The organism is Micromonospora sp. AKA38 (assembly GCF_027925725.1).
In the GTDB taxonomy this organism is placed as follows: domain Bacteria; phylum Actinomycetota; class Actinomycetes; order Mycobacteriales; family Micromonosporaceae; genus Micromonospora.
Genome location: NZ_BNEI01000002.1, coordinates 1,027,325 through 1,051,232 on the forward strand (window position 1 = coordinate 1,027,325; position 23,908 = coordinate 1,051,232).

Annotated in this window: 23 protein-coding genes; 12 read left to right on the forward strand and 11 right to left on the reverse strand. The window is 73.5% G+C overall.

The annotated features are described in order from the left end of the window. Positions 1-33 precede the first annotated feature (33 nt). The 3 genes from TPA0908_RS08270 to TPA0908_RS08280 all read left to right on the forward strand — a co-directional run bounded on the left by TPA0908_RS08270 (position 34) and on the right by TPA0908_RS08280 (position 3,469). The gene (locus TPA0908_RS08270; protein WP_281936192.1) at positions 34-1,203 is read left to right on the forward strand and encodes an endonuclease; all 1,170 of its coding nucleotides are present in this window, start codon (positions 34-36) and stop codon (positions 1,201-1,203) included. Between the two features lie 132 nt (positions 1,204-1,335). Further along, on the forward strand, positions 1,336-2,190 hold the full coding sequence (locus TPA0908_RS08275; protein WP_281936302.1) for an aldo/keto reductase: 855 nt from the start codon (positions 1,336-1,338) through the stop codon (positions 2,188-2,190). Positions 2,191-2,485: 295 nt separating this feature from the next. Continuing rightward, a complete protein-coding gene (locus TPA0908_RS08280) occupies positions 2,486-3,469 on the forward strand; it encodes an aldo/keto reductase (protein ID WP_281936193.1) in 984 nt (327 codons plus the stop codon). 13 nt (positions 3,470-3,482) lie between these two features. Here the strand turns inward: TPA0908_RS08280 and TPA0908_RS08285 are convergent, their stop codons facing one another. Continuing rightward, entirely contained in the window at positions 3,483-3,983 is a 501-nt protein-coding gene (locus TPA0908_RS08285) for a GNAT family N-acetyltransferase (RefSeq protein WP_281936194.1), read from the reverse strand. Between the two features lie 102 nt (positions 3,984-4,085). Between TPA0908_RS08285 and TPA0908_RS08290 the strand changes: the two genes are divergently transcribed. Genes TPA0908_RS08290 through TPA0908_RS08300 form a run of 3 tightly spaced genes read left to right on the forward strand, consistent with a single transcriptional unit; the run spans position 4,086 to position 6,536 of the window. Then, entirely contained in the window at positions 4,086-4,679 is a 594-nt protein-coding gene (locus TPA0908_RS08290; protein WP_281936196.1) for an NADPH-dependent FMN reductase, read from the forward strand. After that, entirely contained in the window at positions 4,672-5,685 is a 1,014-nt protein-coding gene (locus TPA0908_RS08295; protein ID WP_281936198.1) for an ATP-binding cassette domain-containing protein, read from the forward strand. Before TPA0908_RS08290 ends, TPA0908_RS08295 begins: the two co-directional genes overlap by 8 nt. After that, complete coding sequence (locus TPA0908_RS08300) at positions 5,682-6,536, forward strand: ABC transporter permease (protein ID WP_281936200.1); 855 nt, start codon at positions 5,682-5,684, stop codon at positions 6,534-6,536. Before TPA0908_RS08295 ends, TPA0908_RS08300 begins: the two co-directional genes overlap by 4 nt. 66 nt (positions 6,537-6,602) lie before the next feature. Here the strand turns inward: TPA0908_RS08300 and TPA0908_RS08305 are convergent, their stop codons facing one another. Further along, complete coding sequence (locus tag TPA0908_RS08305) at positions 6,603-9,974, reverse strand: ATP-binding protein (RefSeq protein WP_281936202.1); 3,372 nt, start codon at positions 9,972-9,974, stop codon at positions 6,603-6,605. 124 nt (positions 9,975-10,098) lie between these two features. On the opposite strand from TPA0908_RS08305, the gene TPA0908_RS08310 reads away from it, so the two are divergent. Next, on the forward strand, positions 10,099-10,671 hold the full coding sequence (locus tag TPA0908_RS08310; protein ID WP_281936304.1) for a dihydrofolate reductase family protein: 573 nt from the start codon (positions 10,099-10,101) through the stop codon (positions 10,669-10,671). A 79-nt stretch (positions 10,672-10,750) separates the two neighbouring features. On the opposite strand, the gene TPA0908_RS08315 is transcribed toward TPA0908_RS08310, so the two are convergent. The 4 genes from TPA0908_RS08315 to TPA0908_RS08330 form a co-directional block, all read right to left on the reverse strand. Continuing rightward, positions 10,751-11,155 (reverse strand): hypothetical protein, encoded by a 405-nt coding sequence (locus tag TPA0908_RS08315; RefSeq protein WP_281936204.1) that lies wholly within the window; start codon positions 11,153-11,155, stop codon positions 10,751-10,753. Further along, on the reverse strand, positions 11,152-11,412 hold the full coding sequence (locus tag TPA0908_RS08320; RefSeq protein WP_281936205.1) for a hypothetical protein: 261 nt from the start codon (positions 11,410-11,412) through the stop codon (positions 11,152-11,154). Before TPA0908_RS08320 ends, TPA0908_RS08315 begins: the two co-directional genes overlap by 4 nt. A gap of 14 nt (positions 11,413-11,426) precedes the next feature. Beyond that, the gene (locus TPA0908_RS08325) at positions 11,427-12,134 is read right to left on the reverse strand and encodes a hypothetical protein (RefSeq protein WP_281936207.1); all 708 of its coding nucleotides are present in this window, start codon (positions 12,132-12,134) and stop codon (positions 11,427-11,429) included. 134 nt (positions 12,135-12,268) lie between these two features. Continuing rightward, complete coding sequence (locus TPA0908_RS08330) at positions 12,269-13,108, reverse strand: helix-turn-helix transcriptional regulator (protein WP_281936209.1); 840 nt, start codon at positions 13,106-13,108, stop codon at positions 12,269-12,271. A gap of 99 nt (positions 13,109-13,207) precedes the next feature. Here TPA0908_RS08330 and TPA0908_RS08335 point away from each other — a divergent pair, with 99 nt between their 5' ends. Both TPA0908_RS08335 and TPA0908_RS08340 read left to right on the forward strand, forming a co-directional pair. Then, positions 13,208-13,975 (forward strand): SDR family oxidoreductase, encoded by a 768-nt coding sequence (locus tag TPA0908_RS08335; protein ID WP_281936211.1) that lies wholly within the window; start codon positions 13,208-13,210, stop codon positions 13,973-13,975. Positions 13,976-14,052: 77 nt separating this feature from the next. Beyond that, on the forward strand, positions 14,053-14,619 hold the full coding sequence (locus tag TPA0908_RS08340; RefSeq protein WP_281936213.1) for a snapalysin family zinc-dependent metalloprotease: 567 nt from the start codon (positions 14,053-14,055) through the stop codon (positions 14,617-14,619). Between the two features lie 27 nt (positions 14,620-14,646). Here TPA0908_RS08340 and TPA0908_RS08345 read toward each other — a convergent pair whose 3' ends face one another. The 5 genes from TPA0908_RS08345 to TPA0908_RS08365 all read right to left on the reverse strand — a co-directional run bounded on the left by TPA0908_RS08345 (position 14,647) and on the right by TPA0908_RS08365 (position 19,022). Continuing rightward, entirely contained in the window at positions 14,647-15,711 is a 1,065-nt protein-coding gene (locus TPA0908_RS08345) for a hypothetical protein (protein ID WP_281936215.1), read from the reverse strand. Further along, positions 15,708-17,060 carry a hypothetical protein gene (locus tag TPA0908_RS08350; RefSeq protein ID WP_281936217.1) on the reverse strand — a complete coding sequence of 451 codons (1,353 nt, stop codon included), beginning with the start codon at positions 17,058-17,060 and terminating at the stop codon, positions 15,708-15,710. The genes TPA0908_RS08345 and TPA0908_RS08350 overlap by 4 nt, the downstream gene beginning before the upstream one ends. Continuing rightward, positions 17,057-17,365, reverse strand: coding sequence for a DUF6403 family protein (locus tag TPA0908_RS08355; protein ID WP_281936219.1), 309 nt, complete (start codon positions 17,363-17,365; stop codon positions 17,057-17,059). The genes TPA0908_RS08350 and TPA0908_RS08355 overlap by 4 nt, the downstream gene beginning before the upstream one ends. Positions 17,366-17,421: 56 nt before the next feature. Beyond that, positions 17,422-17,637 (reverse strand): hypothetical protein, encoded by a 216-nt coding sequence (locus TPA0908_RS08360; protein ID WP_281936221.1) that lies wholly within the window; start codon positions 17,635-17,637, stop codon positions 17,422-17,424. A gap of 104 nt (positions 17,638-17,741) precedes the next feature. Next, positions 17,742-19,022 (reverse strand): AAA family ATPase, encoded by a 1,281-nt coding sequence (locus TPA0908_RS08365; protein WP_281936223.1) that lies wholly within the window; start codon positions 19,020-19,022, stop codon positions 17,742-17,744. 166 nt (positions 19,023-19,188) lie between these two features. Between TPA0908_RS08365 and TPA0908_RS08370 the strand changes: the two genes are divergently transcribed. From TPA0908_RS08370 to TPA0908_RS08380, 3 genes are all read left to right on the forward strand, one after another. Continuing rightward, positions 19,189-21,411: a choice-of-anchor J domain-containing protein gene (locus TPA0908_RS08370; protein WP_281936225.1), complete on the forward strand. Its 2,223-nt coding sequence runs from the start codon at positions 19,189-19,191 to the stop codon at positions 21,409-21,411. A 99-nt stretch (positions 21,412-21,510) separates the two neighbouring features. Beyond that, positions 21,511-22,038, forward strand: a complete 528-nt coding sequence (locus TPA0908_RS08375; protein WP_281936227.1) for a flavoprotein — start codon at positions 21,511-21,513, stop codon at positions 22,036-22,038. 155 nt (positions 22,039-22,193) lie between these two features. Then, positions 22,194-23,908, forward strand: a 1,715-nt coding sequence (locus TPA0908_RS08380; protein ID WP_281936229.1) for a DEAD/DEAH box helicase, incomplete at its 3' end; no start/stop codon positions are given.

Consider the following 23,908-nt stretch of genomic DNA (forward strand, 5'->3'; position numbering starts at 1 on the left):
GAGTTCACCCGACACCGAATAGCATCGCTGGGCATGAATATGAGGAGCGTCACCCGCTCGCGATCCGGGCGGCTGATCGCGGCGGTCGTGCTGACCGTCACCGTCGCGACCCCACTCGCGGTGACCCACGCCGCGTCGGCGGCCACCACGCTGACCGTGGCGCAGGCGCTGGCCGCCCAGGACGGCCGCGCCGCCACCGTCACCGGCTACGTCATCGGCCAGCCGACCGCGACGAACACGGTGATCACGTCCGGCTTCACCGCGGACACCGCGATCGCGATCGCCGACCAGGCCACCGAGACCGGCACCGGCCGGATGCTGTACGTGCAGGTCACCGCCGCCTGGCGGACCACCTTCGGGCTGCTCGCCAACCCCTCCCTGCGGGGCCGGCAGGTGACCGCGACCGGCACGCTGACCGCGTACTTCAGCCACGGCGGCCTGAAGAACCCGACCGCGATGAGCCTCGGCGGCGGGACCACCCCGAGCCCGACCCCGAGCCCGACCGGCACCGCCTCGCCCACCGACTACTACGCCGCCGCGACCGGCAAGACCGGGCCGGCGCTGCGCACCGCCCTGCACACCATCATCAGGACCCAGACCAAGCTCACGTACGACCAGGTGTGGGACGCGCTCAAGGACACCGACCAGGACCCGGCGAACCCGGCCAACGTCATCCTGCTCTACAGCGGGCGCTCGCAGAGCAAGACCAGCAACGGCGGCGGCGTCGACGACTGGAACCGCGAGCACGTCTGGGCCAAGTCGCACGGCGACTTCGGCACCGCCACCGGCCCCGGCACCGACGTGCACCACCTGCGACCGGAGGACGTGTCGGTCAACTCGCTGCGCGGCAACAAGGACTTCGACGCCGGCGGCAGCGCGGTGGCCGAGGCGCCCGGCTGCTACACCGACGCCGACTCGTTCGAGCCGCGCAACGCGGTGAAGGGCGACGTCGCCCGGATGATCCTCTACATGGCGATCCGGTACGAGGGCGACGACGGCTGGCCGGACCTGGAGCCGAACGACTCGGTGGCCAACGGGACCACGCCCCGGCTCGGCCGGCTGTCGAAGCTGCTCGCCTGGAACGAACAGGATCCGCCGGACGCGTTCGAGCAGCGCCGCAACCAACGCATCTACGAGCGCTGGCAGGGCAACCGCAATCCGTTCGTCGACCACCCCGAGTGGGCGCGGTCCATCTGGGGCTGACGGCTTGTCCCAGATCACCCGCCGCCGGCCGTGAGGACGCCCGCCGAGCGGGTAGGAACCCCGGGTGGCACGGCCCGGGAGCCGCGTGGAAGCGCTTCCGGGCATCCCGGACGATCGGAGATGAAACACGACATGGCCGCCAACAGCGTTCCGGACATCTCGCTCAACGACGGCAACTCCATCCCGCAGCTCGGCTTCGGGGTGTACCAGATCGACCCCGGGGAGACCGCCCGAGCGGTCGGCACGGCGTTGGAGATCGGCTACCGGCACATCGACACCGCCCAGATGTACGGCAACGAGGCCGAGGTCGGGCAGGCGGTGCGCGCCTCCGGCCTGGACCGGGGCGACGTCTTCGTCACCAGCAAGCTGAACAACGGCTTCCACCGCCCGGACGACGCCCGCAAGGCGTTCGAGCGGTCGCTGCGGGAGATGAAGTTCGACTACCTCGACCTGTTCCTGATCCACTGGCCGCTGCCCACGCTCTACGACGGCGACTTCGTCTCCACCTGGAAGGTGCTGGAGGAGTTCCAACGTGACGGCCGGGTGCGGTCGATCGGCGTGTCCAACTTCCAGGTGGCGCACCTGGAGCGGCTGGCCGCCGAGGCGGACGTGGTGCCGGCGGTGAACCAGGTCGAGGCGCACCCGTACTTCGGCAACGAGGAGGTGCGGTCGTACGACCGGGCGCACCAGATCGGCACCGAGGCGTGGTCGCCGATCGCGCAGGGCAAGGTGCTCGACGACCCGACCGTGGTCGACGTCGCCGAGCAGGTCGGGCGGACCCCGGCCCAGGTGGTGCTGCGCTGGCACGTGCAGCGCGGCGACATCGTCTTCCCGAAGTCGACCACGCCGAAGCGGATCGAGGAGAACTTCGGCATCTTCGACTTCACGCTCGACGACGCCACGATGGACCGGCTCGGCGGCCTGGACCAGGGCGAGGCCGGTCGGCAGGGCCCCAACCCGGACACGTTCGACTACGTACCGGACTGAACCGGCCGGAGGAGGGGCCGACGTGGCCCCTCCTCCGGCCGTGCGGCGGGCCGACCCCCGTTTGACCGGCCCGCCGCCTCCTGGTTCCGCACCACCCGTCGTGCCGGGCGTCGTTGCCCTGCCATTGCAGACCACCACCCCCGGTACGCGCCAATGATTCGACGGTGCGCGAATGGTGTCGCCGCACCGGCCGGCTCCCCGACGGGCTCGTCGGCCGGCCCCTGGCCGGCGTTTGACTTCGCGCGCGCTCGAAGGGGCAGGGTGGCGGAAACGCTCCGACGGGGAGGACCCAGACATGCGTCACCGCACCATCGGCACCGATCCGGCCACCCGCCGCGAGGTCAGCGTGCTCAGCCTCGGCGCGATGCTGTTCGGCACCGCCACCGACGAGGCCACCTCCTACGCCATCCTCGACCGGTACGTCGAGGCCGGCGGCACGTTCGTCGACACCTCGGACAACTACGCCTTCTGGCAGAACGGCGGCCAGGGCGGCGAGAGCGAGACACTCCTCGGCCGCTGGCGGCGCAGCCGCGGGATCGGCGCCGAGATCGTGTTCGCCACCAAGCTCGGCGCCCGCCCGCTCGCGCCCGGCACCAGCTACCGGGACAACCGGGAGGGGTTGTCCGCCAAGGTGATCCGCGAGTCCGCCGAACGCAGCCGGGAACGGCTCGGCGTCGACCGGATCGACCTGCTCTACGCCCACATCGAGGACCGGACCGTTCCGCTGCGCGAGACGGTGGAGGGCTTCGCGGAGCTGGTCGCCGAGGGCACCGTCGGGCTGCTGGGCGCGAGCAACCACCGCGCCTGGCGGGTCGAGCGGGCCCGGGCCCTCGCGGCGGCGGCCGGGCTGCCCGGCTACGACGTGCTCCAGTACCACCGCAGCTATCTGCCGCCCCGGGTGGACCTGCCGAGCGAACTGGACCCGGACGGCCAGATCGGCTGGGCCGGCCCCGACCTGGTCAGCTACCTTCGGGCCGAGCCGCGGCTCACCCTGGTCGCGTACTCCCCGCTGCTCAAGGGCGCGTACGCGAAGCCGGAGCGGCTCGGCGAGGCGTACGCGCTGCCCGGCACGCCGGCCCGGCTGGCGGCGCTGCGCGCGGTGGCCGCCGAGACCGGCGCCACCGTCAACCAGGTGGTGCTGGCCTGGCTGATGGGCGGCGACGTGCCGGCGATCCCGCTTGTCGGTTTCTCCTCGGTGGCCCAGTTGGACGAGGCCCTGGCCGCGGTGGACCTGGAGCTGACCGCCGAGCAGCGGACGCGACTGGACGCGGCGCACTGACCGACCGGCCGGGTCAGCGCGTCAGGTCGATGCGCCAGTCGTTCGAGCGCATCAGGTGCCCCGGCGGGTATTCGAACTCCGTCGGGCCGAGCAGCGTGAACCCGGCCCGGCGGCACACCGCGTTCGACGCCGGGTTGTCCACCGACGGGTACGCGTGCGCGAAGCGCCGGTCGCCCACCGCCGAGGCGGCCGCCACCACCGCACGCACCGCCGCCGTCGCCAGCCCTCGCCCCTGGTGGGCCGGGAGCACCGCCCAACCCATCTCGTACACCGGCTCGTCGCGCCAGTCACGCGGCCAGAAGCCGACGCTGCCCACCTTCGTCCCGTCCGGCGTGACCACCGTGAACATGGTCCCGCTGCGCGGGCCCGTCCCGCGCACGTAGCGCTCGTGGCGGGCGCGCACCTGCTCGTCGGTCTCCGGGCCGCCGGTGTGCGCCCGCACCTCGGGACTGTTAAGCGCCCGCAGCAACGCCAGGTCGTCGGTGCTCCAGCGGAGAATGCGTACCTCGGTCATCCACCGATTCGACCAGAGACCCCCGACGAAACGGCCCGCCAGATCCGATCTGGCGGGCCTTCTGGCGCCTACCGGTCGAGGCCGGCAGCGAGGAGGGGCGGCATGACACCGTTACGGCTCGCCGTGCTCGTCGGCAGCACCCGGGAGGGCCGGGTCGGCGACCGGATCGCCAGGTGGTTCGCCGACCAGGCCCGCCACCGCGCCGGGCTGGTCGTGCGGGAGATCGACCTGGCCGGGTACGACTTCCCGGCCGCCCTGCCCGCCGAGCCCACGCCGGCGATGCGGGAGTTCGTCCGGCAGGTGGCGGAGGCGGAGGCGTTCGTCGTGGTCACCCCGGAGTACAACCACAGCTTCCCGGCCTCGTTGAAACAGGCGATCGACTTCGCGTACGACGAGTGGCAGGCCAAGCCGGTCGGCTTCGTCTCGTACGGCTACCGGTCGGTCGGCCGGTACGCGGTCGAGCAGCTCCGGACCGTCTTCACCGCGCTGCACGCGACGACCGTGCGGGACACCGTCGGCGTCGACCTGCTCGACGGCGGGCTGCCCGACGGGCACGTCGAGGAACGGCTCCGGCAGGACGTGCGGGTGCTCCTCGACGAGCTGTGCTGGTGGGGTCTGGCGTTGCGCGAGGGGCGCGCGGCCCGCCCGTACGCATGCGGGGAACCATCCATGGAGAGAGGTAGTGATCATGAGTAACCGGAACACCGGGCTGGCCGTCGAGGCCGACGGCCTGACCCGGTCGTTCGGCTCGACCCGGGCGCTCGACGGCCTGGACCTGCGGGTCCCCGCCGGCGCCGTCTACGGGATGCTCGGGCCCAACGGCGCCGGCAAGACCACCGCCGTACGTGTGCTGGCGACGCTGCTGCGTCCGGACGGCGGCACCGCCCGGGTCTTCGGCCACGACGTGGTCACCGAGGCCGACGCGGTCCGCGCCCGGATGAGCCTGACCGGCCAGTACGCCTCGCTCGACGAGGACCTCACCGGCGCGGAGAACCTGGTCCTGCTGGGCCGGCTGCTCGGGCTGGGCCGCCCGGCGGCGCGGGAGCGGGCCGAGGCGCTGCTCGCCGCGTTCGGGCTGACCGAGGCCGCCGGCCGGCAGGTGAAGAAGTACTCCGGCGGGATGCGGCGGCGCATCGACATCGCGGCGAGCATCCTGAACACGCCGGACCTGCTGTTCCTGGACGAGCCGACCACCGGGCTGGACCCGCGTAGCCGCAACCAGGTGTGGGAGATCGTCCGGGCGGTGGTGGCGCACGGCACCACGGTGCTGCTGACCACGCAGTACCTGGACGAGGCGGACCAGCTCGCCGGCCGGATCGCGGTCGTCGACCACGGCCGGGTGATCGCGGAGGGCACCCCGGGCGAGCTGAAGTCGTCGGTCGGGTCGGGCACCGTCCACGTGCGACTGCGCGACGCCGGGCAGCGGCCCCGGGCCGAGCAGGTGCTGCGGACGACGTTGAACGTGCCGGTGCAGCTCGCCGCCGACCCGGTGGCGTTGACCGCCCGGGTCGGCGAGGACGGCACCGACCTGGAGGCCGGTGAGCAGGCCGCCCGGGCGCTCGGCGAGCTGGCCCGGGCCGGCATCGTGGTGGACGACTTCTCCCTCGGCCAGCCCAGCCTGGACGAGGTGTTCCTGGCCCTGACCGACCACCCGGCCGTCGCGGCGGACGACCGGCACGACGAGCTGGAGGCGGCCCGATGAGCGACACCGCGACCACCACCGGGCGGGCCCCGTCCGTCTACGTGCCCTCCACCGAGGCGTTGGCCACCGTGCTCGCCCCCGGGGAGCGGCCGGCGCCACCGGGACCGCTGTCGGCGTCGCTGACGTTCGGCTGGCGGGCCGTGCTGAAGATCAAGCACGTGCCGGAGCAGTTGTTCGACGTGACCGCGTTCCCGATCATCATGGTGCTGATGTTCACGTACCTGTTCGGCGGCGCGCTCGCCGACAGCCCGCGCGCGTATCTCCAGTTCTTCCTGCCCGGCATCATGGTCACCAGCGTCGTGATGATCACCATGTACACCGGGGTCGGGTTGAACAACGACATCGAGAAGGGCGTCTTCGACCGGATCCGGACGCTGCCGGTGTGGCGGCCGGCGGCGCTGGTCGGCATGATCTTCGGCGACGTGCTGCGGTACATCCTGGCCGCGGTGGTCATCCTCGCCGTGGGGCTGGTGCTCGGTTTCCGTCCCGACGGCGGGCTGCCCGGCGTGCTGGCCGGCATCGGCCTGCTGGTGGTCTTCTCGTTCGCGTTCTCCTGGGTGTGGACGTTCTTCGGCCTGGTGCTGCGCAGCGAGAAGTCGGTGATGGGCGTCAGCATGATGGTGCTGTTCCCGCTGACGTTCCTGAGCAACGTGTTCGTCGAGCCGGCCACCATGCCGGGCTGGTTGCAGGCGTTCGTCAAGGTCAACCCGGTGACCCACCTGGTCGCCTCGGTCCGGGCCGCGATGGCCGGCGCCACGGACGCCACGAACACCATGTGGCTGCTGCTGTGGAGCGCCGGGTTCGTGGTGGTGTTCGGCACGCTGACCATGCGCCGCTACAACCGCCGCTGACCCGGGGGGTGGCGGGGCCCGGACGCTCCGGGTCCCGCCGTTCCGGCGTGGGAACACCGGTCGGGCTCAGAGTCGCCAGCGCACCGGCTCGGCCGGCAGGTACCGACAGGTGCCGCCGGTGGTGACCGACTCGCGCAGGTGGGCGGCGAGCACCGGGTGCCGCTGCTCGATCCGGCGCAGCGTGTCCCGGATCCGGCCGGTCACCGCCTTGCGCGCCCGCTCGGCCTGGTCGCCGAGGCGGCGGCTGCGCCCGGCCAGCCCGGCGGCGGCGCGCAGCTGGTCGAGCAGCGCCGCGCGCTCGGCGTCCAGGGCCGCCAGCCGCCGCGCGTCGTCGCGCAGCGCCGCCCGGTCGATCTCGTCGTCGAGCCGCCGCAGGTGCTGCCGGTAGCGCGCCTTCGCTTCGTCGTCGAGCACCGGGTCGGCGCCGAGGCGGCGGGCGGCGACCAGTTCCGCGCCGGCCGCCGGGTCGAGCAGCTCGACCGCGCGCACGTCAACACCGGGTCGGCTCAGCAGCAGCCGCAGGTCGTGCAGGCCCTTGGCGTCGGGCAGGTGCACCACCACGCCGGCGTAGGCGAGCCGCCACACCGGACCGTCGAGGCGGAACTCGGGCATGGCCGGGTCGGCGCCGTGCACCTCCGCGTCAGGGCCGTCGCCGGCCGTGGCACCGGATCGGCCGCTCGGGTCCGCACCGACCGTCATGGCGGCCCAACCGCTCATGCCGGGCCCACCTCCCAGGCCGCCCCGACCGGCGACACCCGACCTGGCCGCCGTGGTGGATCCGACCCGCGCGGCCCGGTCGGCCCGCGACGTCGACACGTCCACGTCGAGGTCGGCCGCCCGCGGGCCGGCCGCGGTGAGCCGCTCGATCACCTGGACCATGCCCAACTCCCGCGCCTCGGCCACCGTCCCGGCCCACAACCGGGCCGCCTCGGCCGCGTCACCCGGCCCGCCGCGCCCGGCGAGCGCGGTGACCAGCCCGGCCCGGCCGAGCACCGACCAGGGGCGGGCGCCCAGGCGGTCGGCGGCGGCCCGGGCCGCCGCGTAGCCGGCGACCGCGTCGTCCCACCGCCGTTCCGCCGCGTCCACGGTGGCCAGCCAGAGGTCGACCGGGCCGCCGATGTCGCAGCCGAACAGCGCGACCATCCACCGTCCGCGGTGCGGCGCCAGGGCCGCCCGTGCCTCGGCGCAGCGACGGGGGTCGCCGTCCACGGCCGCCGCCTGGGCCCGCAGCCGCAGCCACAGCGCCGACACCGGCCGGGGGTACGCCGTGTCGGCGGCCTCGATGCCGCCGACCAGCCGGAGCACGGTGTCGGCGTCGCCACGCTCGGCGGCGGTGATCGCCCGCAGCAGCTCCACCTGCGGATGGTTGGCCGCGCCGGGCCGGTCGAGCACGGCCTCGGCCTCGGCGAGCCGCCCGCGCAGCAGAAGCAGGGACCAGCGCAGGTGGTGGGCCATGAAGGCGTGGTCGGAGTGCTCCCACTCGCCGTAACCGTCCATCTCGGCGTAGCACACGTCGGCGGCGGCGAAGTCGCCCCGGAAGGCGGCGATGATGCCGCTGTCCACGGCCGCCGCCATCCGTTGCCGGGCCACGTCGCCCGCCCGGCAGCCGGCGACGAACGCGGCCAGCTCGTCCCGGTACGCCGGGTCACCCAGCTCCAGCAGCGCCACCCAGCGCAGCGACGTGGCCCACAGCTCGGTGTCCCGGTCGCCGCCGCGGCGGGCCACCTCGCGGATCTCGGCGGTGACCACGGCCCGCTCCTCGGCCGTGCCGAGCCCCCAGGTGGTGTCGTGGCGGGCCCACAGGCTGAACGTGAGCGCCTCGTCGTCCCGGCCGTGCCGGGCGAGCGTCTCGGTCGCGGTGATCAGGTCGGTGACCAGGGCACGTGTCGACCGCTCCGGCTCGGGCGGGCCGATCAACCGCTGGTACGCCTCCCGCACCAGCGCGTCGGCGTCGAGCCGGCGCCGGGTGGCCGAGTGCTGGCTGTGGACGGTGAGCGCCACCCGCGCCAGCACGGCCGGCTCAGCCAGCCCTCGGGCCAGCGCGGCGGCGTCGACGAGCAACTGCTCGGCCTCGCCCGGCGTGCCGGCGTGGTGCAGCAGCCCGGCCAGCTCCAGCAGCACCCGGACCCGCCGGACCGGCTCGTCGGTGAGGCTCAGCGCGCGCCGGAAGTGCCGCACCGACTCCTCCACGGCCAGCCGGCCGCTGGCGTCGCGCGCGGCGGTCAGCAGCAGGTCACCGGCGCGTACCGGATCCAGCTCGGGGCCCGCGAGCCAGGCGTGGCGGGCCAGGTCGGCGGCGATGGGCCGGCCGGCGAGCGCGTCGTCGGCGCGGTCGACGGCCCGGACCACGGCGGCGTGCCGGGCATGCCGCTCATGCTCGGACAGCCCGTCGTAGAGCGTCTCCCGGACCAGGTCGTGCACGAAGGCGAACCGGCCACCGCCGCCGGACAGCACCAGCCGGGCGGCGGCGGCCCGGTCGAGCAGCCGGTCGACCTGCGCGGCCGGAGCGGGCACGCAGGCGGCCAGCGTCATCCGGTGGAACTCGCGCCCCAGCACGGCGGCCACGGTCAGCGCCTCGACCACCGGGGCGGGTAGCTGGTCGAGCCGGCGCCGCACCGCCTCGCGTACGCCGGGGGCGATGGTGTCGGCCAGGCCGTCGGTGTGCCAGAGCCGGGCGGTCTGCTCGACGAAGAACGGGTTGCCGCCGGTGCGGCGGTGCACCTCGTCGACGAGCGCCGCGCCCGGTTCCCGGCCGGCGGTGCGGCGGATCAGCGCGGCCACCTCGTCGCGGCCCAGGCCGGTCAGCGTGACGGTGGTGGCCTTCGCGGCCAACGGCAGCAGCAGCGGGCGCAGCCGGTGGTCGTCGGCCTCCACCTCGGCGTCGCGGTAGGTGCCGATCACCAGCAGCTGCTCGAACCAGGTGTGCTGGGTGGCGAACCGGAGCAGCCGCAACGACGCCGGGTCGGCCCAGTGCAGGTCGTCGAGGACCACCACGACCGGCCGGTGCTGGGCGACCGCGACCAGCGCGCCGGTCACCGCGTCGTGCCGGGCGAACTCGTCCCGCCCGCCGTCGTCACCCGGCTCGACCGGGTCGTTGTCGGCGGCGTGCTCGCCGAGCAGGGCCGCCAGCCCGGCGTCGGCGGCCTCCCTGGCGGGCGCGGCGTCGCCGGTGGCCCGGGCCAGCCGGCGCAGCACCTGCACCCAGGGCCAGTAGTCGGGGGCGGTGTCGGAATCCCAGCAGGCGGCGCCGAGCACCAGCGCCCCGCGTCGGCGGGCCTCGTCGGCGGCGGCCGAGACCAGGGTGGTCTTGCCGATGCCCGGCTCACCGGTGACCAGGACCAGACCGCCGTGGCTGTCGACCACGCGCGCCACCTCGGCGCGCAGCAACCCGGCCGGGTGCTCCCGCCCGATGATCCCCTCGCCGAACCGCGGCTCCATGACCTCCCGACGCTAGTCGACCGGTCCGACAGGCGGCGACGCCGCGGTCTCAAGGCGCCAGAACATCGTCCCGATGTGTCAGGCTGTGGTCCAGATAGGCCGGAGAAGGAGAGAATTTGTGCTGATGTACTCGATGAGCGTCTCGGTGGACGGCTTCGTCGCCGACCGCGCGGGCTCGTTCGACTGGACGGGCCCCGACGATGAGCTGATCCGGTTCCACCACGCGGAGGTGGGCCAGCTCGGCGGCTACCTGCTGGGCCGCCGGCTCTACGAGAACATGCTGGTGTGGGAGACGGATCCGGCGATGCGCGAGACCGAGATCGGGGCCGCGTTCGCCGACACCTGGCGCGACCTGCCGAAGGTCGTCTTCAGCCGTACGCTCGATGACGTCCAGGGTAACGCCCGGCTCGCCAAGGCGTCGGTGGCCGAGGAGATCGCCATGGCGCTGGACGCGACCGACAAGCCCGTCTCGATCGGCGGCACCGTGCTGGCCGGGGCCGCGATCGAGCTCGGCCTCGTCGACGAGCTGCGCATGTACCGGTGCCCGGTCGTGGTGGGTGGCGGCACGCCGTACCTGCCGCCGGTCACCGCCGACATCCCGCTGAACCTGGTCGAGACCAAGACGTTCAGCTCCCGCGTGATCTACGAGCGCTACCGCCGTGTCCGCGACGGGTCACACCAGGTGTCCGCCGGCTGACTGCTCCGGCAGCGCAGGCGAACGACACGGCCGCGAGGATCAGCGGCTGTGCGTCGCCGGGTCAAGCAGCCACCCGCGCTCACCGCGCGTCGGTGACCACGTGCGAGCAGGCCGGGCACGCCGCCGGCCCCTGCTCGGCGAACCATCGGCAGGTACGCCGGATCGCGCACTTCGGCAGCGTCTCCTCGGCCGGCGGGGCGGCCTCGGCGTACGAGGCGGCCATCCGGGCGCCCAGGCCGCAGTGCGAGCCGGTCCAGAAGCCGCAGGACGAGGTGACGCAGGGACCGGCGAGCCGGACCCGGGACTCGATCGGCCCGTCGGAGTCGTCGGCCCCGGCGAGCGCCACCTCGGCCGGCACGGCCGGCGTCACGTAGGCCACCCGGCCCGCCGGCGTGATCATGCCGAGGAACACGGTGGCGTTGGACGCCGGCGTGCTCGGGCACATCCGCTCCGGCGGGCCGGCCGATCGGGCGGCGTCGGTCACCGCTGGATCCAGAACCCGATGTCGTTGATCTTCTGCCCGAGGTCCTGCGCGGACACGCCGTCGAGCACCCAGAGCCCGTACCACTCGGGCCGCAGCTTGATGTTGCCGTGGCCGAGTGTGAGCGGGTTGACGAGCTTGGCGTTGGCGGTACGCAGCGCGGCCAGGCCGGCCTTCTGGATCTCGCCGGCGATCAGGGTCTGCTGGTCGGGTGTCAGGTCGACGCCGTCGACCACGAAGCGGAACTCGTTGCGAGCCATCTGTTTTCCTCCGGTCACTCGTACGATTCGGTGCCCAGCCCGCGACGCAGGCTGGTCCGGGTGAAGGCCGCCCAGCCGGCGTGCGAGCCGGCGTCGGCGGGCCGGCCGGCGCGGGCGAGGACCCGGCCGGCGTGCTCCCGCCAGCGGTCGGCGGTGGCCGCCGCGTCGCCCCACAGCCCACGGCAGGCGGCGACCGCGAAGGCGACCTGTTCCGGCGCGCCGGTGAAGCCGGCGGGCCCGTCGCCGATCCGGATCGTCCCGTCCGGCCGGACGCGCACGCTCGGGAAGTGGTGGTGCAGGCTGGCCAGCGTGGCCAGGTGCGTGGCGTCCCGCCGGGCGGCGGTGAAGCCGGCCCGCGGCTCGTCGTCGCGGCGGTAGCGGACCGCGTGCAGGTCCAGCGCGTCGCCGGCCGGCGCGACCCGGGCGACCACCTGCGTCGGCGCGCTCCAGGCGCGGGGGGAGTTCGCCGACCAGAACGCCAGCCAGGCGGCGAGCCGGTCGGAGAAGTCGGCCCGGATCCGGACCGCCGGCGCGGAACCGTCGGGCGCGCGCAACGCGGCGGTCGCGATCCGGTCCCGGGTCACCAGCGGCGTTCCGGCGCCGGCCGGGGCCGCGGCGGCGGGGCCGGGCGCGACGGCCAGACCGGTCAGGGTGAGCGTCGAGGCCGCCGCCGCGCCGGCGAGGAGTCGCCTGCGGTCGAGCGGATGTCTGTTGGTGTCCATTCTCGGCCCTTCGTCGGCGGCCAGTGGCCCGACGCTATCGACCGGAAGGGATCAGCAGAACACCCTGCGTGACGGGAGGTTGACACCGGAGCCGGGAATTCCCGGCGGCGTGAATAGCCGTTCCTGTGCCTGGTTCACGCCGGGAAACGCTCGTGCCCGAGCACGGCGAGCAGTCGCAGCTTCTCCGCGCCCTCGCTGCGCGGCGGCGCGGTGAGCACGAGCAGCGCCTGGGACTGGTCCTCGGTGAACAGCACCTGGCAGTCCAGCTCGATCGGGCCGAGTTCCGGGTGGATCAGCGTCTTGTGGTCGGCGTAGCGCTGCGCCACCTCGTGCCGCTCCCACAACCCGGCGAACTCGTCGCTGGCCGCGCGCAGCACCCGGACCAGCTCACCGGCGCGGGAGCGGGGACCCATCTGGCCGTACGCGGCACGCAGGTTGGCGACCTGTGCGCGGCTCTGCCGGTCGTGGTCGTCGACCGGGTAGCGGGCCCGCTCGGCCGGGTCGGTGAACCACCTGAAGATCCCGCTGCGGGCCGGCCCGGTGTGGCCGGTCCGCTCGCCGAGCAGCGCGGCGGCCAACCGGTTCTGCTCCAGCGTCTCCCCCAGGTTCGACAGGATCAGCGCCGGCGTGTCCGCCAGCCGGTCCAGCACCCGCAGCAGCGCCGGCGCGACGTGGGTGGCGGTGGAGACCGCCTCGGGCGGGCTGTGCCCGGCCACCCGGAACAGGTAGTCGCGTTCGTCGCCGGTCAACCGCAGCGCCCGGGCCAGCCCGGCGAGCAGGTTCGGGCTGGGCTGCGGGCCGCGCCGCTGCTCCAGCCGGGTGTAGTAGTCGGTGGACATGGCGGCGAGCGCGGCGACCTCCTCCCGCCGCAGGCCGGGGGCCCGCCGCCGGGCACCCGGCGGCAGCCCGACGTCACCGGGGCGCAGCGCCTCGCGGCGGCGGCGGAGGAAGTCGGCCAGGGCGATCCGGTCCATGATCCGAGTATCCGCCGCCGGGCGACGCGAACCAGGGATCCGGGATCCCCCGATCACGGAACTCTGCCCCGGCCACCACGGACCGGCCATGCTGGCGGCATGGACATCTCCGGGAACACCATCTTCATTCCGGGCGCCACCAGCGGGATCGGCCTGGCGCTGGCGCTCGCCCTGCGGGACCGGGGCAACACGGTGATCGTCGGCGGCCGGCGTACCGAGTTGCTCGACGAGATCGCCGCGACCCACCCGGGCCTGGACACCGTGCCGATCGACACGACCGACCCGGCGAGCATCACGGCGGCGGCGAAATCGGTGCTGGCCCGGCACCCGGACCTCAACGTCGTGGTGGCCATGGCCGGTGTGATGCGGATCGAGGACTGGCGCTCGCCCGAGACGTTCCTCGCCTCGGCCGAGGAGGTGGTGACCACCAACGTGCTCGGCCCGATCCGGCTGATCGGCGCGTTCGTCGAGCACCTGCGGCAGCGCGGGAACGCCACCATCGTCACCGTCTCGTCCGGCCTGGCGTTCGTGCCGCTGCGGGTCACCCCGAGCTACAACGCGTCCAAGGCCGCGATCCACATGCTCAGCGAGTCGATCCGGCTCCAGTTGGCCCCGACCGGCGTACGGGTGGTGGAGCTGGTGCCGCCGGCGGTGCGGACCGGGCTGCTGCCCGGGCAGGAGAGCAGCGAGTTCGCCATGCCGCTGGACGAGTTCGTGGCCGAGGTGGTGGCGTTGCTGGCGGCGCAGCCGGACGCCACGGAGATCCAGGTCGAGCGCGTGAAGTTCCTCCGGCACGCGGCGGCGCGTGGCGAGTACGACCGGGTGGTCGCCGAGCTGAACGCGGCCGATCCGCACGCCGCCACCTGACAGACCTTGATATCGATCGATCCGTATCGATAGGCTGTCGGCGTCCGCACACCCCCCATCCCCCAGGAGTGTGAACCATGCGTACGCCGAAGCTGTCCCGGATCCTCGCCACCCTCGCGGCCGTGACGCTGACGGCGCTGGGCGCGGTCGCCGTCAACCCGGCACCGGCCTCCGCCGCGATCCGCAACGTCTGCTACAACACCAGCCAGGCCGGCCCGTTCGCCAGCACGGCGGTGCAGGCGGCGTCGATCTGGAACAACTACACCAACAACATCAACATGGCCCAGTGCGGGTCGAACCTGATGATCTACTACACCTACGGCGGCGGGTCGTACGCCCAGCGCACCAGCCTCGGCAACGGTCGCGTGGTCATCGACTACAACCAGGCCCAGCAGTACTCGCCGCTGCGCATCATGACGCACGAGATCGGCCACATCCTCGGCCTGCCGGACAACTACAACGGCAACTGCGCCATCCTGATGTCCGGCGGCAGCGCCGGCACCAGCTGCACCAACCCGTACCCCAGCTCCACCGAGGCCGCCCGGGTCGACTCGCTGTTCGGCTTCGCCGCCCGCAGCGCCACGCCCGCCCAGATCTTCAGCGACAGCTGGCCGGCCGCCACGGTGGTCGCCGCCGGGCGCTGACGACGCTCCGGGGACGGGGCCGGCGGGTCACCGCCGGCCCCGTCCGCGCGTCCGCGCCGACTCCGGTGCGGCGACCGCCGCGTCGTCCGCCAGCTCCGCCGCCCGCCGGCTCAATTCGTCCACCCGCTCCCGCAGCCGGCCCGCCCCCGGGTCCCCGGCGTCCGATCCGGACACCTCGTCGAGCAGCCCGACGTAGTCGCCGGCCAGCCGCCGGTACGCCGACCCGCCCGGCCCGCCGGCCCGGTCCAGGTCGATGATCTGCTGGGCGAGCACGGCGGTCGCCGCGCCCAACGCGGCCCGCTCGTCGGCGCGCGCGTCCCGCCCGGCCCGCCGCGCGTCGGCCAACCGGCCGGCCCGCCGGCCACCGAACCAGAGCACCGCCGCGCCGGCCACCACGCCGCCGAGCGCGCCGCCGGCCAGCAGGTAGCGGGGCAACGACGGGCTGATGGTCCGAGCGCCGTCCGGCACCAGGCCGGTGCGGACCAGCCGGTCGTAGTTGAGCACGATCACCTTCAGCGCCTCGACCGGCCGGTCCACGAACGCGTCCGCGCCCTGGCCGATCACGGTCTCCACCACCACGGACCGGCCGACGTCGCGCGGACTGTCGCCGCCGAGGCGGGAACAGCCGTACGTGTCCCAGTCGTCGCCGTCCCGGCTCATCGCCAGCACCAGCGTGCCCTGGGTGGCCCGTTCGGTGTCGTCGCACGCCTCGGACAGGTCGGTGCCGGGCCGCATCATCAGCACCACCAGCCGGCGGTTGCCGATGACCCGTTCGGCGGCGGCCCGGTCCAGCTCCACGCCGCGCGCCGCGTAGACCGACGAGGCGCGTACCTGCCGGGCGGCCGGCCCGTCGAACAGGCCGCCGGTCCACAGCGCCCAGCCGGCCAGCACCAGGCAGGCCAGCACCGCCCGGCCGAACGCGGTCCCGACCAGCCGGCCCAGCAGCCGGCGCACGGTGCCCACCGGCCGGCGCGCGGTCCCGGCCTGCCGACGCGGGGTCCCAGCCTGCCGACGCGCGGTCCCGGCCCGCCCGCGCCCTGTGCCGGCCCGCCGACGCTCGGTGCCCGCCCGCCGACGCTCGGTCCCGGTCACGACAGCCTCCCGCGCAGGTAGACGTCCGGCCGGTAGCCGGGCATCCGCACGTCCCGGGCCACGCCGTCCAGCTCGGCCGCCGCGTCCGCCAGCAGGCCGCGTACGTGCCGGTCGGGCAGCCCGTCGTCGAGCGCGTACCGGGCGGCGCGCAGCCGGCCGACGCCCCGCACCAGCGCCGGGTCGCTGCGCGCGTCGGTGAGCAGGGACAGCTCCACGGCCAGCGCGGAGAGCCCGGCCAGCCGCGCCGGCGTGCCGCCCGGCCCGACGTCGTCCGGCCGGCCCCGACCGGCGCCGCGCACGGTCCGGATCGACAGCACCACGAAGCCGGCCACACAGCCGGCGAAGAGCCACGGCAGCGCCGGCAGCGCCACCCGCAGCGGGTCGAACGGCCGGTACGGCAGCGGCCTGTCGAACAGCCCCGCGTACCGCACGTCGGTGACCCGGGCCAGGTACGCGCCGAGCACGTTGAGCTGCGGATAGGCGTAGCGGCTGAGCCGGCCGCCGTACTGGGCGTAGAAGCTGGCGCCGGCCACCTCGGCGAAGTCCGCCGCGCCCGGACCGTGGTACTCGATCCAGCCGCCGTACATCACCACCACCGGCCGGTCCGGGGCGAGCCGATGCAGCGCCGGCCCGTACGCCGGCAGCGGCGCCCCGTACGGCTGGGCCGGCAGCACCACGAACCAGGCCCCGTCCGGGAACGCGTCCTCGGCGGTCCGCTCCGGCAGCCGGGGCAGCGTGGCGCCGGCCCCGACGTACCGGCCGGTGGCCCGCAGCGCGGCGGTCACCGGGGCCAACTCGGCGGCGGTCGGCTCCCGCCAGCGCAGGTCGTCGCGGTCCGGTGGGGACGGCTGCTTGCGCAGCCCGGCGAGCAGCGCGAGCACCTGCCCGGTGACGTCGCCGGTGGCGAACTGCGCCCGCCAGCCCGGCAGGTCGTCCGCCGTGGCCACGTAGAGACCGCCGCTGACCTCGGTGCCGACGATCCGGATCGTGGCGTTCTCGACGTCCTTGACCCGCCGGCGTTCCGCCTCGTCCAGCCCCGGCGGGGCGACCAGGATGCGGGTGTCGTCACCGCCGATGGCGGCCCGGACGCGAGCGGTGTCCCAGCGCGCGGTCGCGCCGGGCAGGCGTACCACCGGATCGGCCGCGACCAGCGCGGTCATCTCCTCGACCGAGGGGACCGTCGCGTCGCTCAGCTCGCCCGCGGACCCCTCCCCCGGCAGCGAGGCGGACGACGGCGAACGCCCGTAGCTGACGTCGACGCTCTGCCGCTGCGCCACCAGGAACACCGTCAGCGCCGCCGCCGCCACGGCCAGCAGGGACCAGCGCAGCAGCTCCCGGCGTACCCTCATCGGCCGGCCCGCCACAGCTCGTCGGCGCGACGCGCGTGCGCGGTCGCCTCCCGGGCCGCGTCCGCGCCGCCGTCGCGCGCGGCGGCGAGCAGCTCGGCGCGGGCCAGCAACCGGTCCGCCTCGGGCACCGGCGTGGTGGCCGCGTCCCGGCTGACGGCGGCGTCGTGGATCGCCGCCCGCGCCGACGACCAGGCGACCCGCCGGCCCCGGTCACGCTCGCGGCGCCGGGGCAGCACCGTGGCGAGGAACCCGGCGGCCACCGCCACCAGGGCCCCGCCCAGCCAGGGCAGCACGCTCAAGGTCATGCGCCCTGTCTAACGCACCACCGCCAGCCGCGCGCGTCGAGGTGCGACCCGCCGGCCTACGACGACGAGTAGCCCTCCTGGAAGCCCTCCATGAACGCCCCGGCGAACCCGGAGACCACGCACCCGGCACAGCAGAGGATCACCAGCAGCGCCGGCACCGCGACCCAGAGGACCGTCGTCCAGTTGATCCCGTCCTCCTCCGGCTGCGGCGGATACTGCGGCGGGTAGTACGGCTGGTACGGATCCGGCTGATAAGGGTCGTGAGGATGCACCCGGCCATCCTGCCCACCACCCGCGGTTGTCGGAAGATCCGAACGGACCGCCCGGCCGGCCCGCCCGTCGCTTCCGACCCGTGCGCGTACCCAGGTGCGCGTACTCAGGCCCGGTGCGCGTCGAGGTGGGTGAGGACGGTCTGGTTGGCCTCCCACCCGTCCGGGAACTTCACCGGCACGTCCAGGTGCACCCGCTCGGTCGACGGGTACGCGTCGAGCAGCTCGCCGATGCCGGCCCGGGCCACCACCACGCAGGCGTGCCGGTGCCGGGACGCCAGCACACACAGCCGCCCCGACTCCAGGTGGAACGCGGTCGCGTCGCGTCGGCCGGAGAGCGGGTGCAGCACGATCGTCACGTCGTACTCCCGGCCCTGGAGCCGGTTGGCGGTGTCCACCGTGACGCCCGCGCCGGCCGTGCCCAGCCGGGACCGGATGGCCGCGACCTGGTCGCGGTGCGCGGCCCCGACGGCGATCCGGTCCGCGGTCACCGGCGCGCCGCCGGGCGCTGCCTCGCTGACCGCGACCGCGCCGCGTGCCAGCACCCGCAGCGCCAGCTCCGCGCAGGCCGTGGCGGCCTCGGCGTCGGTACGCACGGTGTGTCGCGCCGGCAGCTCGTGCAACGCCCAGCCGGTCGCGGCGGCCAGCTCGACCGAGGCGTCGTAGGCGTCACCCGGACCGGCCCCGGTGAACGTCAGCGCCCGGTCGGCCGGCCCGGTGCCGGCCCGGAACCCGGTGAACGGGTAGAACGCCGCGGACACCACGGGCGCGGCGGAGGCCGGCAGCCGCCACGACACCGGCAGCCGGTGCACCGGCAGGTCCGGGTTGTGCCGCAGCAGCGTGGCCACCGCCGACTGCATCGGGTCCCAGGTCAGGCCGGTCCAGCGGGCGGTCTCCACGGCGGAGAACGGGTCGAGCTGCCCGGGGTCGCCGACGAACAGCGCCCGCTCGAACCGACCGGCCACGCGCAGCAGCGCGTCCGCCCGCATCTGGTACGCCTCGTCCACGATCGCCCACGGCCAGGAGCCCTCGGGCACGGTGGCCCACTTGGCCGCCGTACCGATGGTGACGGCCGGACCGCCGAGGTCGGCGACCTTCGCCGCGACCCGGACCGTCCCGTGGCCGGTGACCCGCTCGCTGGGCCGGTAGTCGGTCGCGGAGAGTCGGCCGATCCGCAGCTCGGGCGCCCGCCGGGCGAGCCGGTCGATGAGGTCGTCGACCTGCTCGTTGGTCTGCGCCACAATCATCAGCGGGTCCCCGGTGACGGCCAGCTCGGCGGCGGCGCGGACGACGAGCGTGCTCTTGCCCGCGCCGGGCGGCGAGTCGACGACGACGCCCCGGTGCGCGCCCTCGCGCACGTCACGCAGCACACTCTCCACGACCTGCAAGGCGGGGCCCCTTCTTCACGCATCCGGTAGAGGCGGGGCCCCTTCTTAACACGTTCGACTGGTTGCCAAAGGCAACAGTGTGGCGTACGAACGACGTGAATGTCTCTCCGGCGCACGCGACGGTGACCCCGTCGGCCGGATTCCGCACACCCGACAAGGGGGGCCAATGGCACGCAGCCGGATCGCCGGTACCGCAGCCATCGCACTCGTCCTACCGTTCCTCGGCGTCCTGCCCGCGACGGCCGCATCCGCCGCGCCCGCACAGGCCGTGCCCGCCAAGGCCACGCCGGCCACCGACGACACCCGCGAGCTGACCCGCAAGGACTTCACGCTCGACGGCAAGCCGGTCAAGACCCCGGCCCGCTACCAGAAGCGCGCCCAGGCCCGCTCGAAGGCCGCCGCGGCGCCGACCCCGCCGGTCGGCACCGTTCGGCAGTGGCTCGGCATGGACGACTTCCAGGGCAGCTACTACCGCAAGGACTACACGCTGCGCGGCGTCGGCGACAACGTCGAGGTGTGGGTCGCCAACGACATCGCGTTTCCGGCCGACGACTGCCGCAACCAGATCCCCACGTCGACGCAGATCACCGACGCGCAGGTGCAGAGCTTCGTGCACGAGTTCGACACGAACATGTACCCGAAGGAGACGGTGGCGTTCAGCCGGCCACCGGACCGCGACGGCAGCAACGCCCAGATCCCGCCGGACGCCCAGGGCAACGGCGGCGACTACACCGGCGGCGGCAACAAGACGGTCACCCTGATCGACAACGTCCGGGACGACAACTTCTACGACTTCCCGGCCGCGCCGACCTACATCGCCGGCTTCTTCTCGGCGCAGCTCAACGAACTGTTCGACCGGAACGTGATGACCGTCGACGCGTTCGACTGGCTGCACCGCACCGGCGCGAACCCGCCGGACGAGCCGACCGACGACCTGTGCACCAGCCGCCCGGCCCGCCCGTTCAGCTACGAGGGCACGTTCGCGCACGAGTGGCAACACCTGGCGCACTACTACAGCGACCCGTTCGAGACCACCTGGATGAACGAGGGCCTGTCCGACTTCGCGCAGACGCTCACCGGGTACGTGGACACGAAGGCGACCGTCTTCGACCGGGGCGCGGACAGCCACCTCTACTGCCAGCAGGGCTTCGGCACGGTGCAGACGCCGTACAACGCGAACCCGCGCGACTGCGGCGGCCCGGAGAACTCGCTGAACCTGTGGGGCGAGAACCCGAACCCGAACGCGGTGCTCGCCGACTACGGCAACGCGTACGCGTTCATCCAGTTCCTGTACGACCGCTACGGCAACGACATCGTGCACCGGCTGCACAACGACGCCGACCTGCAGGGGCTGGCCAGCCTGGACGCCGCGCTCAAGGCCGAGGGCGCGAAGAACATGTACCAGGTGATCCACGACTACCAGACCATGACGCTGGTCGACAAGATCGTCGGGGAGTCGCGCACGGGCATCATGCTCGGCGTACCGAAGAGCCGGGTGACCACGAAGATCCTGCGCTCCACCGTCAACCTGGCCAACCCGGCCGCGTACGCCACGCCCGGCGCGGCGCCCAACGGCGCCGACTACGTCCCGCTGGCGAAGGCCGACGGCACCGTGCTGCGCGGCCGTGACCTGCGGTCGCTGTCGTTCCAGGGCGCGAAGACGCTGCCGTCGCTGCCGCTGGCCTGGACCGTCGTGACGAACGACCCGGACCGCGCCGGCAACCCGGTGCTGTTCTCCGGCAACGCCGACAACACCGACGCCGCCGCGGTCACCCCGGTCACCGTGCCGACCGCCGACCCGACGCTGCGCTTCCTCGCCAAGTACGGCGCGGAGGTCGGCTTCGACTACGGCTACGTGGTGGTCTCCACCGACGGCGGCGCCACCTACACCGCGGTCGCCGGCGACAAGACCACCGACGGTCCGCTCGGCCCGGCGCTCAACGGCACCACCGACGGTTTCGAGCCGCACAGCTTCGACCTGTCCGCGTACGCCGGCAAGAACATCCTGCTCGGCTTCCGCTACGTCAGCGACGGCGGCGTCAACGAGGGCGGCCTGCTCGTCGACGACGTCACGCTCGGCGGCACCACGGTCAGCGACGGCAGCAGCCTCGCCGCGTTCGACTCGCCCACCGAGATCAAGCCGATCGCGGTGCACAACTGGAACGTGCGGCTCGTCGGTCTGGACGAGAAGCACTCGCTGGCCTGGCAGTTCGAGTTCAACGGCAAGTCGAGCCTGACGCTCAACCGGGCCCAGCTCGCGCTGCTCGCGCTCTTCCCGAAGGTGGTCGCCGTGGTCGCCTACGACGAGCCCACCGAGCAGGTCCAGCAGTATGCCCCGTACACGCTGAAGGTCAACGGCGTAGTGCAGAAAGGCGGGGCCCCCTCTTAACGCCTCCGGTATAGGAGGGGCCCCCTCCTAACACCTCGCCCGCCCGAGCACCCACCGAGGGTGCTCGGGCGGGAGCGTTTCCGGGTAAGACTGACGACCATGAGTGACGCGCCGGTGCTCCACCTCGTCGTCTGCGCCGCTCCGCCGGCCCAGCGGATCGGCGAACTCGCCGACCTGCTCGCCGCCGACGGGTGGCGGGTCTGCCTCATCGCCACCCCGGTCGCGGGAAGCTGGCTCGACCGTGACGCGCTCGCCGCGCAGACCGGTCATCCGGTACGCGTGCAGTGGCGCCGGCCGGGCGACCCCGAACCGCACCCGCCGGCCGACGCCGCCGCGGTCGTGCCGGCCACCTTCAACACGCTGAACAAGTGGGCGGCCGGCGCGAGCGACACGCTGGCGCTGGGCATCCTCAACGAACTGCTCGGCACCGGGCTGCCGATCCACGTCTTCCCCCGGGTGAACGCGGCGCTGTCGGCGCATCCGGCCTACGCGCCGAATCTACGGCTGTTGCGGGAGGCGGGGGCGGTGGTGCACGACGGGGACGTGCTGCGGTCCCCGGACGAGATGACGCCGAGCCGGTGGGCGGTGGTGGTCGACGCGCTGCGCGCGGCCCGACCCCGAGGCTGAGCTGGACGCCGCCGAGACTCGGCCGCCGCCGGACTGCCGGCCCGATCAAGTACGCGGATCCGCTAACTGGAGTTGGTGCCAGGCCGGCCCGCGACCGTCGTGCTCGTTGTAGCGTCAGCGGCACCACAACCGACTCGTTCACGCTGGGAGACTCGGTGATCAGGACCCGTGGCTTCGAACTGGCGCCCTGGCAGGCAGAAGCCGTCGAGGCGTGGGTCGGTGGCACTGGTGGCGCGCACCGGGGAACATTCGAGATCGTCACCGGTGGTGGGAAGACGCTGATCGCGCTCGCCTGCGCCGCGCGCGCGGCCGAACGCGATCCCGAACTGCGGCTGGCTGTGGTTGTTCCCACCGAGGCGCTGGCCCGGCAGTGGCAGGCTGCGTTGGAGCGGTACACGAACCTGGAGCGACCCGAGATCGGCCTGCTAGGTGCCGGAGGCTCAGCTAATCTTTCCCGCTGCAGGGCGTTGGTAGCGGTGTTGAACACCGCCGCCAAGCAACTTCCCGCTGCGGCGCAGACCGCACAACCTCTGATGTTGGTGGTCGACGAGTGCCATCGAGCGGGAGCGCGAACCTTCTCCCGGGTGCTGGACACGAAGGCCGACTATCGACTCGGCCTGTCTGCTACCCCGGATCGCGACGAACTCGATGAGTCAGGTCAGCCTCTGCGCTACGACGAGCAACTCGTCGGCCAGGGGCTCGGTCCCGTCGTGCACCGCTTCACCCTGCGCGACGCACGTGTCGCCGGCTGGCTGCCGGACTACGAGATTCATCACCATGGCATCCAACTCATCGATGAGGAACGGCGTGAGTACGACAAGATAAGCCGGCAGGTGGATGATCTCGCTGACGAACTGCGCTCGCTCGGCTTCGAGGTAGGGCGAGTGCAGCAGTTGCAGCGACGTGGGGACGAGGTGGCCGCGGTCGCCCGCAGATACATGGCCGCCGCGACGCGGCGGAAGGATCTGCTTTACCGCGCCCTCGAACGCGGCCGGGTGGCCCACCAGATCATCGAAGAAGCTCTCCGGGCGGATACAGCCCGCCGCGTACTGATGTTTCACGAGCGGGTTGGTGAGGCAAAGGAGCTGTACGAGCACCTGCGGCAGCATCTGACGGGAACATCCGTCGTGCTGGAGCATTCCCGCTTGGCCGCCCGAACACGGGTGGCGGCATTGGACGCGTTTCGGCACGGCCAGGCGCAGATCCTGGTCTCCGTGAAGTCGCTGGTCGAAGGCATCGACGTACCGGAGGCAGACCTCGGCGTGTCGGTCGCGGCGACCTCCAGCGTTCGCCAGCGGATCCAGGCACTCGGCAGGGTGCTGCGTCGCCGCTTCGATGGCTCTGCTCCGCGCAAGCACGCCGACATGCACCTCATCTACGTCGCGGGCACGGTGGACGAGCAGATCTACGCCAAGGAGGACTGGGCCGACCTCACCGGCGAGGGCGCGAACCACTACTGGCGCTGGTCTCTCGACCCGGAGAAGGCGAAGGAACGAATGCCGGAATCGCCCGCCACCCCTCGGCCGACCGAGGAGCAGGAGTGGGAGAGGTTGGGCCAGCGGGCCCCCGACACCCCGATTCAGTGGCACGGGATGCTCAGCGGTCAGGAGTATTCCGTCGACACACTCGGTACCGTCACCAACAGTTCGGGTGCCCTGATCCGTAATCCTCAGCACGTCGCGTCGCTGGTCGAACTGGTCCGGGGCCGCCCCGGGGGACGCTTCCGGATCACTCCCGCCCATCGTCTTGTCCTCGTCTGGGGCGACGGCCTGAACGGAGTCTTGCCCTACGTTGCCGGGCAACTCCTCAAGCCTTTCGAGGCCGAGCCTCGAGACGCGCTGCCGTCGGACGACGGCGGCCCGGACCCGAG

What these genes read in the sequence shown, in the direction of transcription:
- TPA0908_RS08280 (WP_281936193.1), top strand. Translation starts at nt 2,486, where the DNA reads ATGCGTCACCGCACCATCGGCACCGATCCGGCCACCCGCCGCGAGGTC.
- TPA0908_RS08370 (WP_281936225.1), top strand. Translation starts at nt 19,189, where the DNA reads ATGGCACGCAGCCGGATCGCCGGTACCGCAGCCATCGCACTCGTCCTA.
- TPA0908_RS08375 (WP_281936227.1), top strand. Translation starts at nt 21,511, where the DNA reads ATGAGTGACGCGCCGGTGCTCCACCTCGTCGTCTGCGCCGCTCCGCCG.
- TPA0908_RS08335 (WP_281936211.1), top strand. Translation starts at nt 13,208, where the DNA reads ATGGACATCTCCGGGAACACCATCTTCATTCCGGGCGCCACCAGCGGG.
- TPA0908_RS08330 (WP_281936209.1), bottom strand. Translation starts at nt 13,108, where the DNA reads ATGGACCGGATCGCCCTGGCCGACTTCCTCCGCCGCCGCCGCGAGGCG.
- TPA0908_RS08325 (WP_281936207.1), bottom strand. Translation starts at nt 12,134, where the DNA reads ATGGACACCAACAGACATCCGCTCGACCGCAGGCGACTCCTCGCCGGC.
- TPA0908_RS08355 (WP_281936219.1), bottom strand. Translation starts at nt 17,365, where the DNA reads ATGACCTTGAGCGTGCTGCCCTGGCTGGGCGGGGCCCTGGTGGCGGTG.
- TPA0908_RS08290 (WP_281936196.1), top strand. Translation starts at nt 4,086, where the DNA reads ATGACACCGTTACGGCTCGCCGTGCTCGTCGGCAGCACCCGGGAGGGC.
- TPA0908_RS08300 (WP_281936200.1), top strand. Translation starts at nt 5,682, where the DNA reads ATGAGCGACACCGCGACCACCACCGGGCGGGCCCCGTCCGTCTACGTG.
- TPA0908_RS08340 (WP_281936213.1), top strand. Translation starts at nt 14,053, where the DNA reads ATGCGTACGCCGAAGCTGTCCCGGATCCTCGCCACCCTCGCGGCCGTG.
- TPA0908_RS08295 (WP_281936198.1), top strand. Translation starts at nt 4,672, where the DNA reads ATGAGTAACCGGAACACCGGGCTGGCCGTCGAGGCCGACGGCCTGACC.
- TPA0908_RS08275 (WP_281936302.1), top strand. Translation starts at nt 1,336, where the DNA reads ATGGCCGCCAACAGCGTTCCGGACATCTCGCTCAACGACGGCAACTCC.
- TPA0908_RS08350 (WP_281936217.1), bottom strand. Translation starts at nt 17,060, where the DNA reads ATGAGGGTACGCCGGGAGCTGCTGCGCTGGTCCCTGCTGGCCGTGGCG.
- TPA0908_RS08285 (WP_281936194.1), bottom strand. Translation starts at nt 3,983, where the DNA reads ATGACCGAGGTACGCATTCTCCGCTGGAGCACCGACGACCTGGCGTTG.
- TPA0908_RS08305 (WP_281936202.1), bottom strand. Translation starts at nt 9,974, where the DNA reads ATGGAGCCGCGGTTCGGCGAGGGGATCATCGGGCGGGAGCACCCGGCC.
- TPA0908_RS08320 (WP_281936205.1), bottom strand. Translation starts at nt 11,412, where the DNA reads ATGGCTCGCAACGAGTTCCGCTTCGTGGTCGACGGCGTCGACCTGACA.
- TPA0908_RS08270 (WP_281936192.1), top strand. Translation starts at nt 34, where the DNA reads ATGAATATGAGGAGCGTCACCCGCTCGCGATCCGGGCGGCTGATCGCG.
- TPA0908_RS08310 (WP_281936304.1), top strand. Translation starts at nt 10,099, where the DNA reads ATGTACTCGATGAGCGTCTCGGTGGACGGCTTCGTCGCCGACCGCGCG.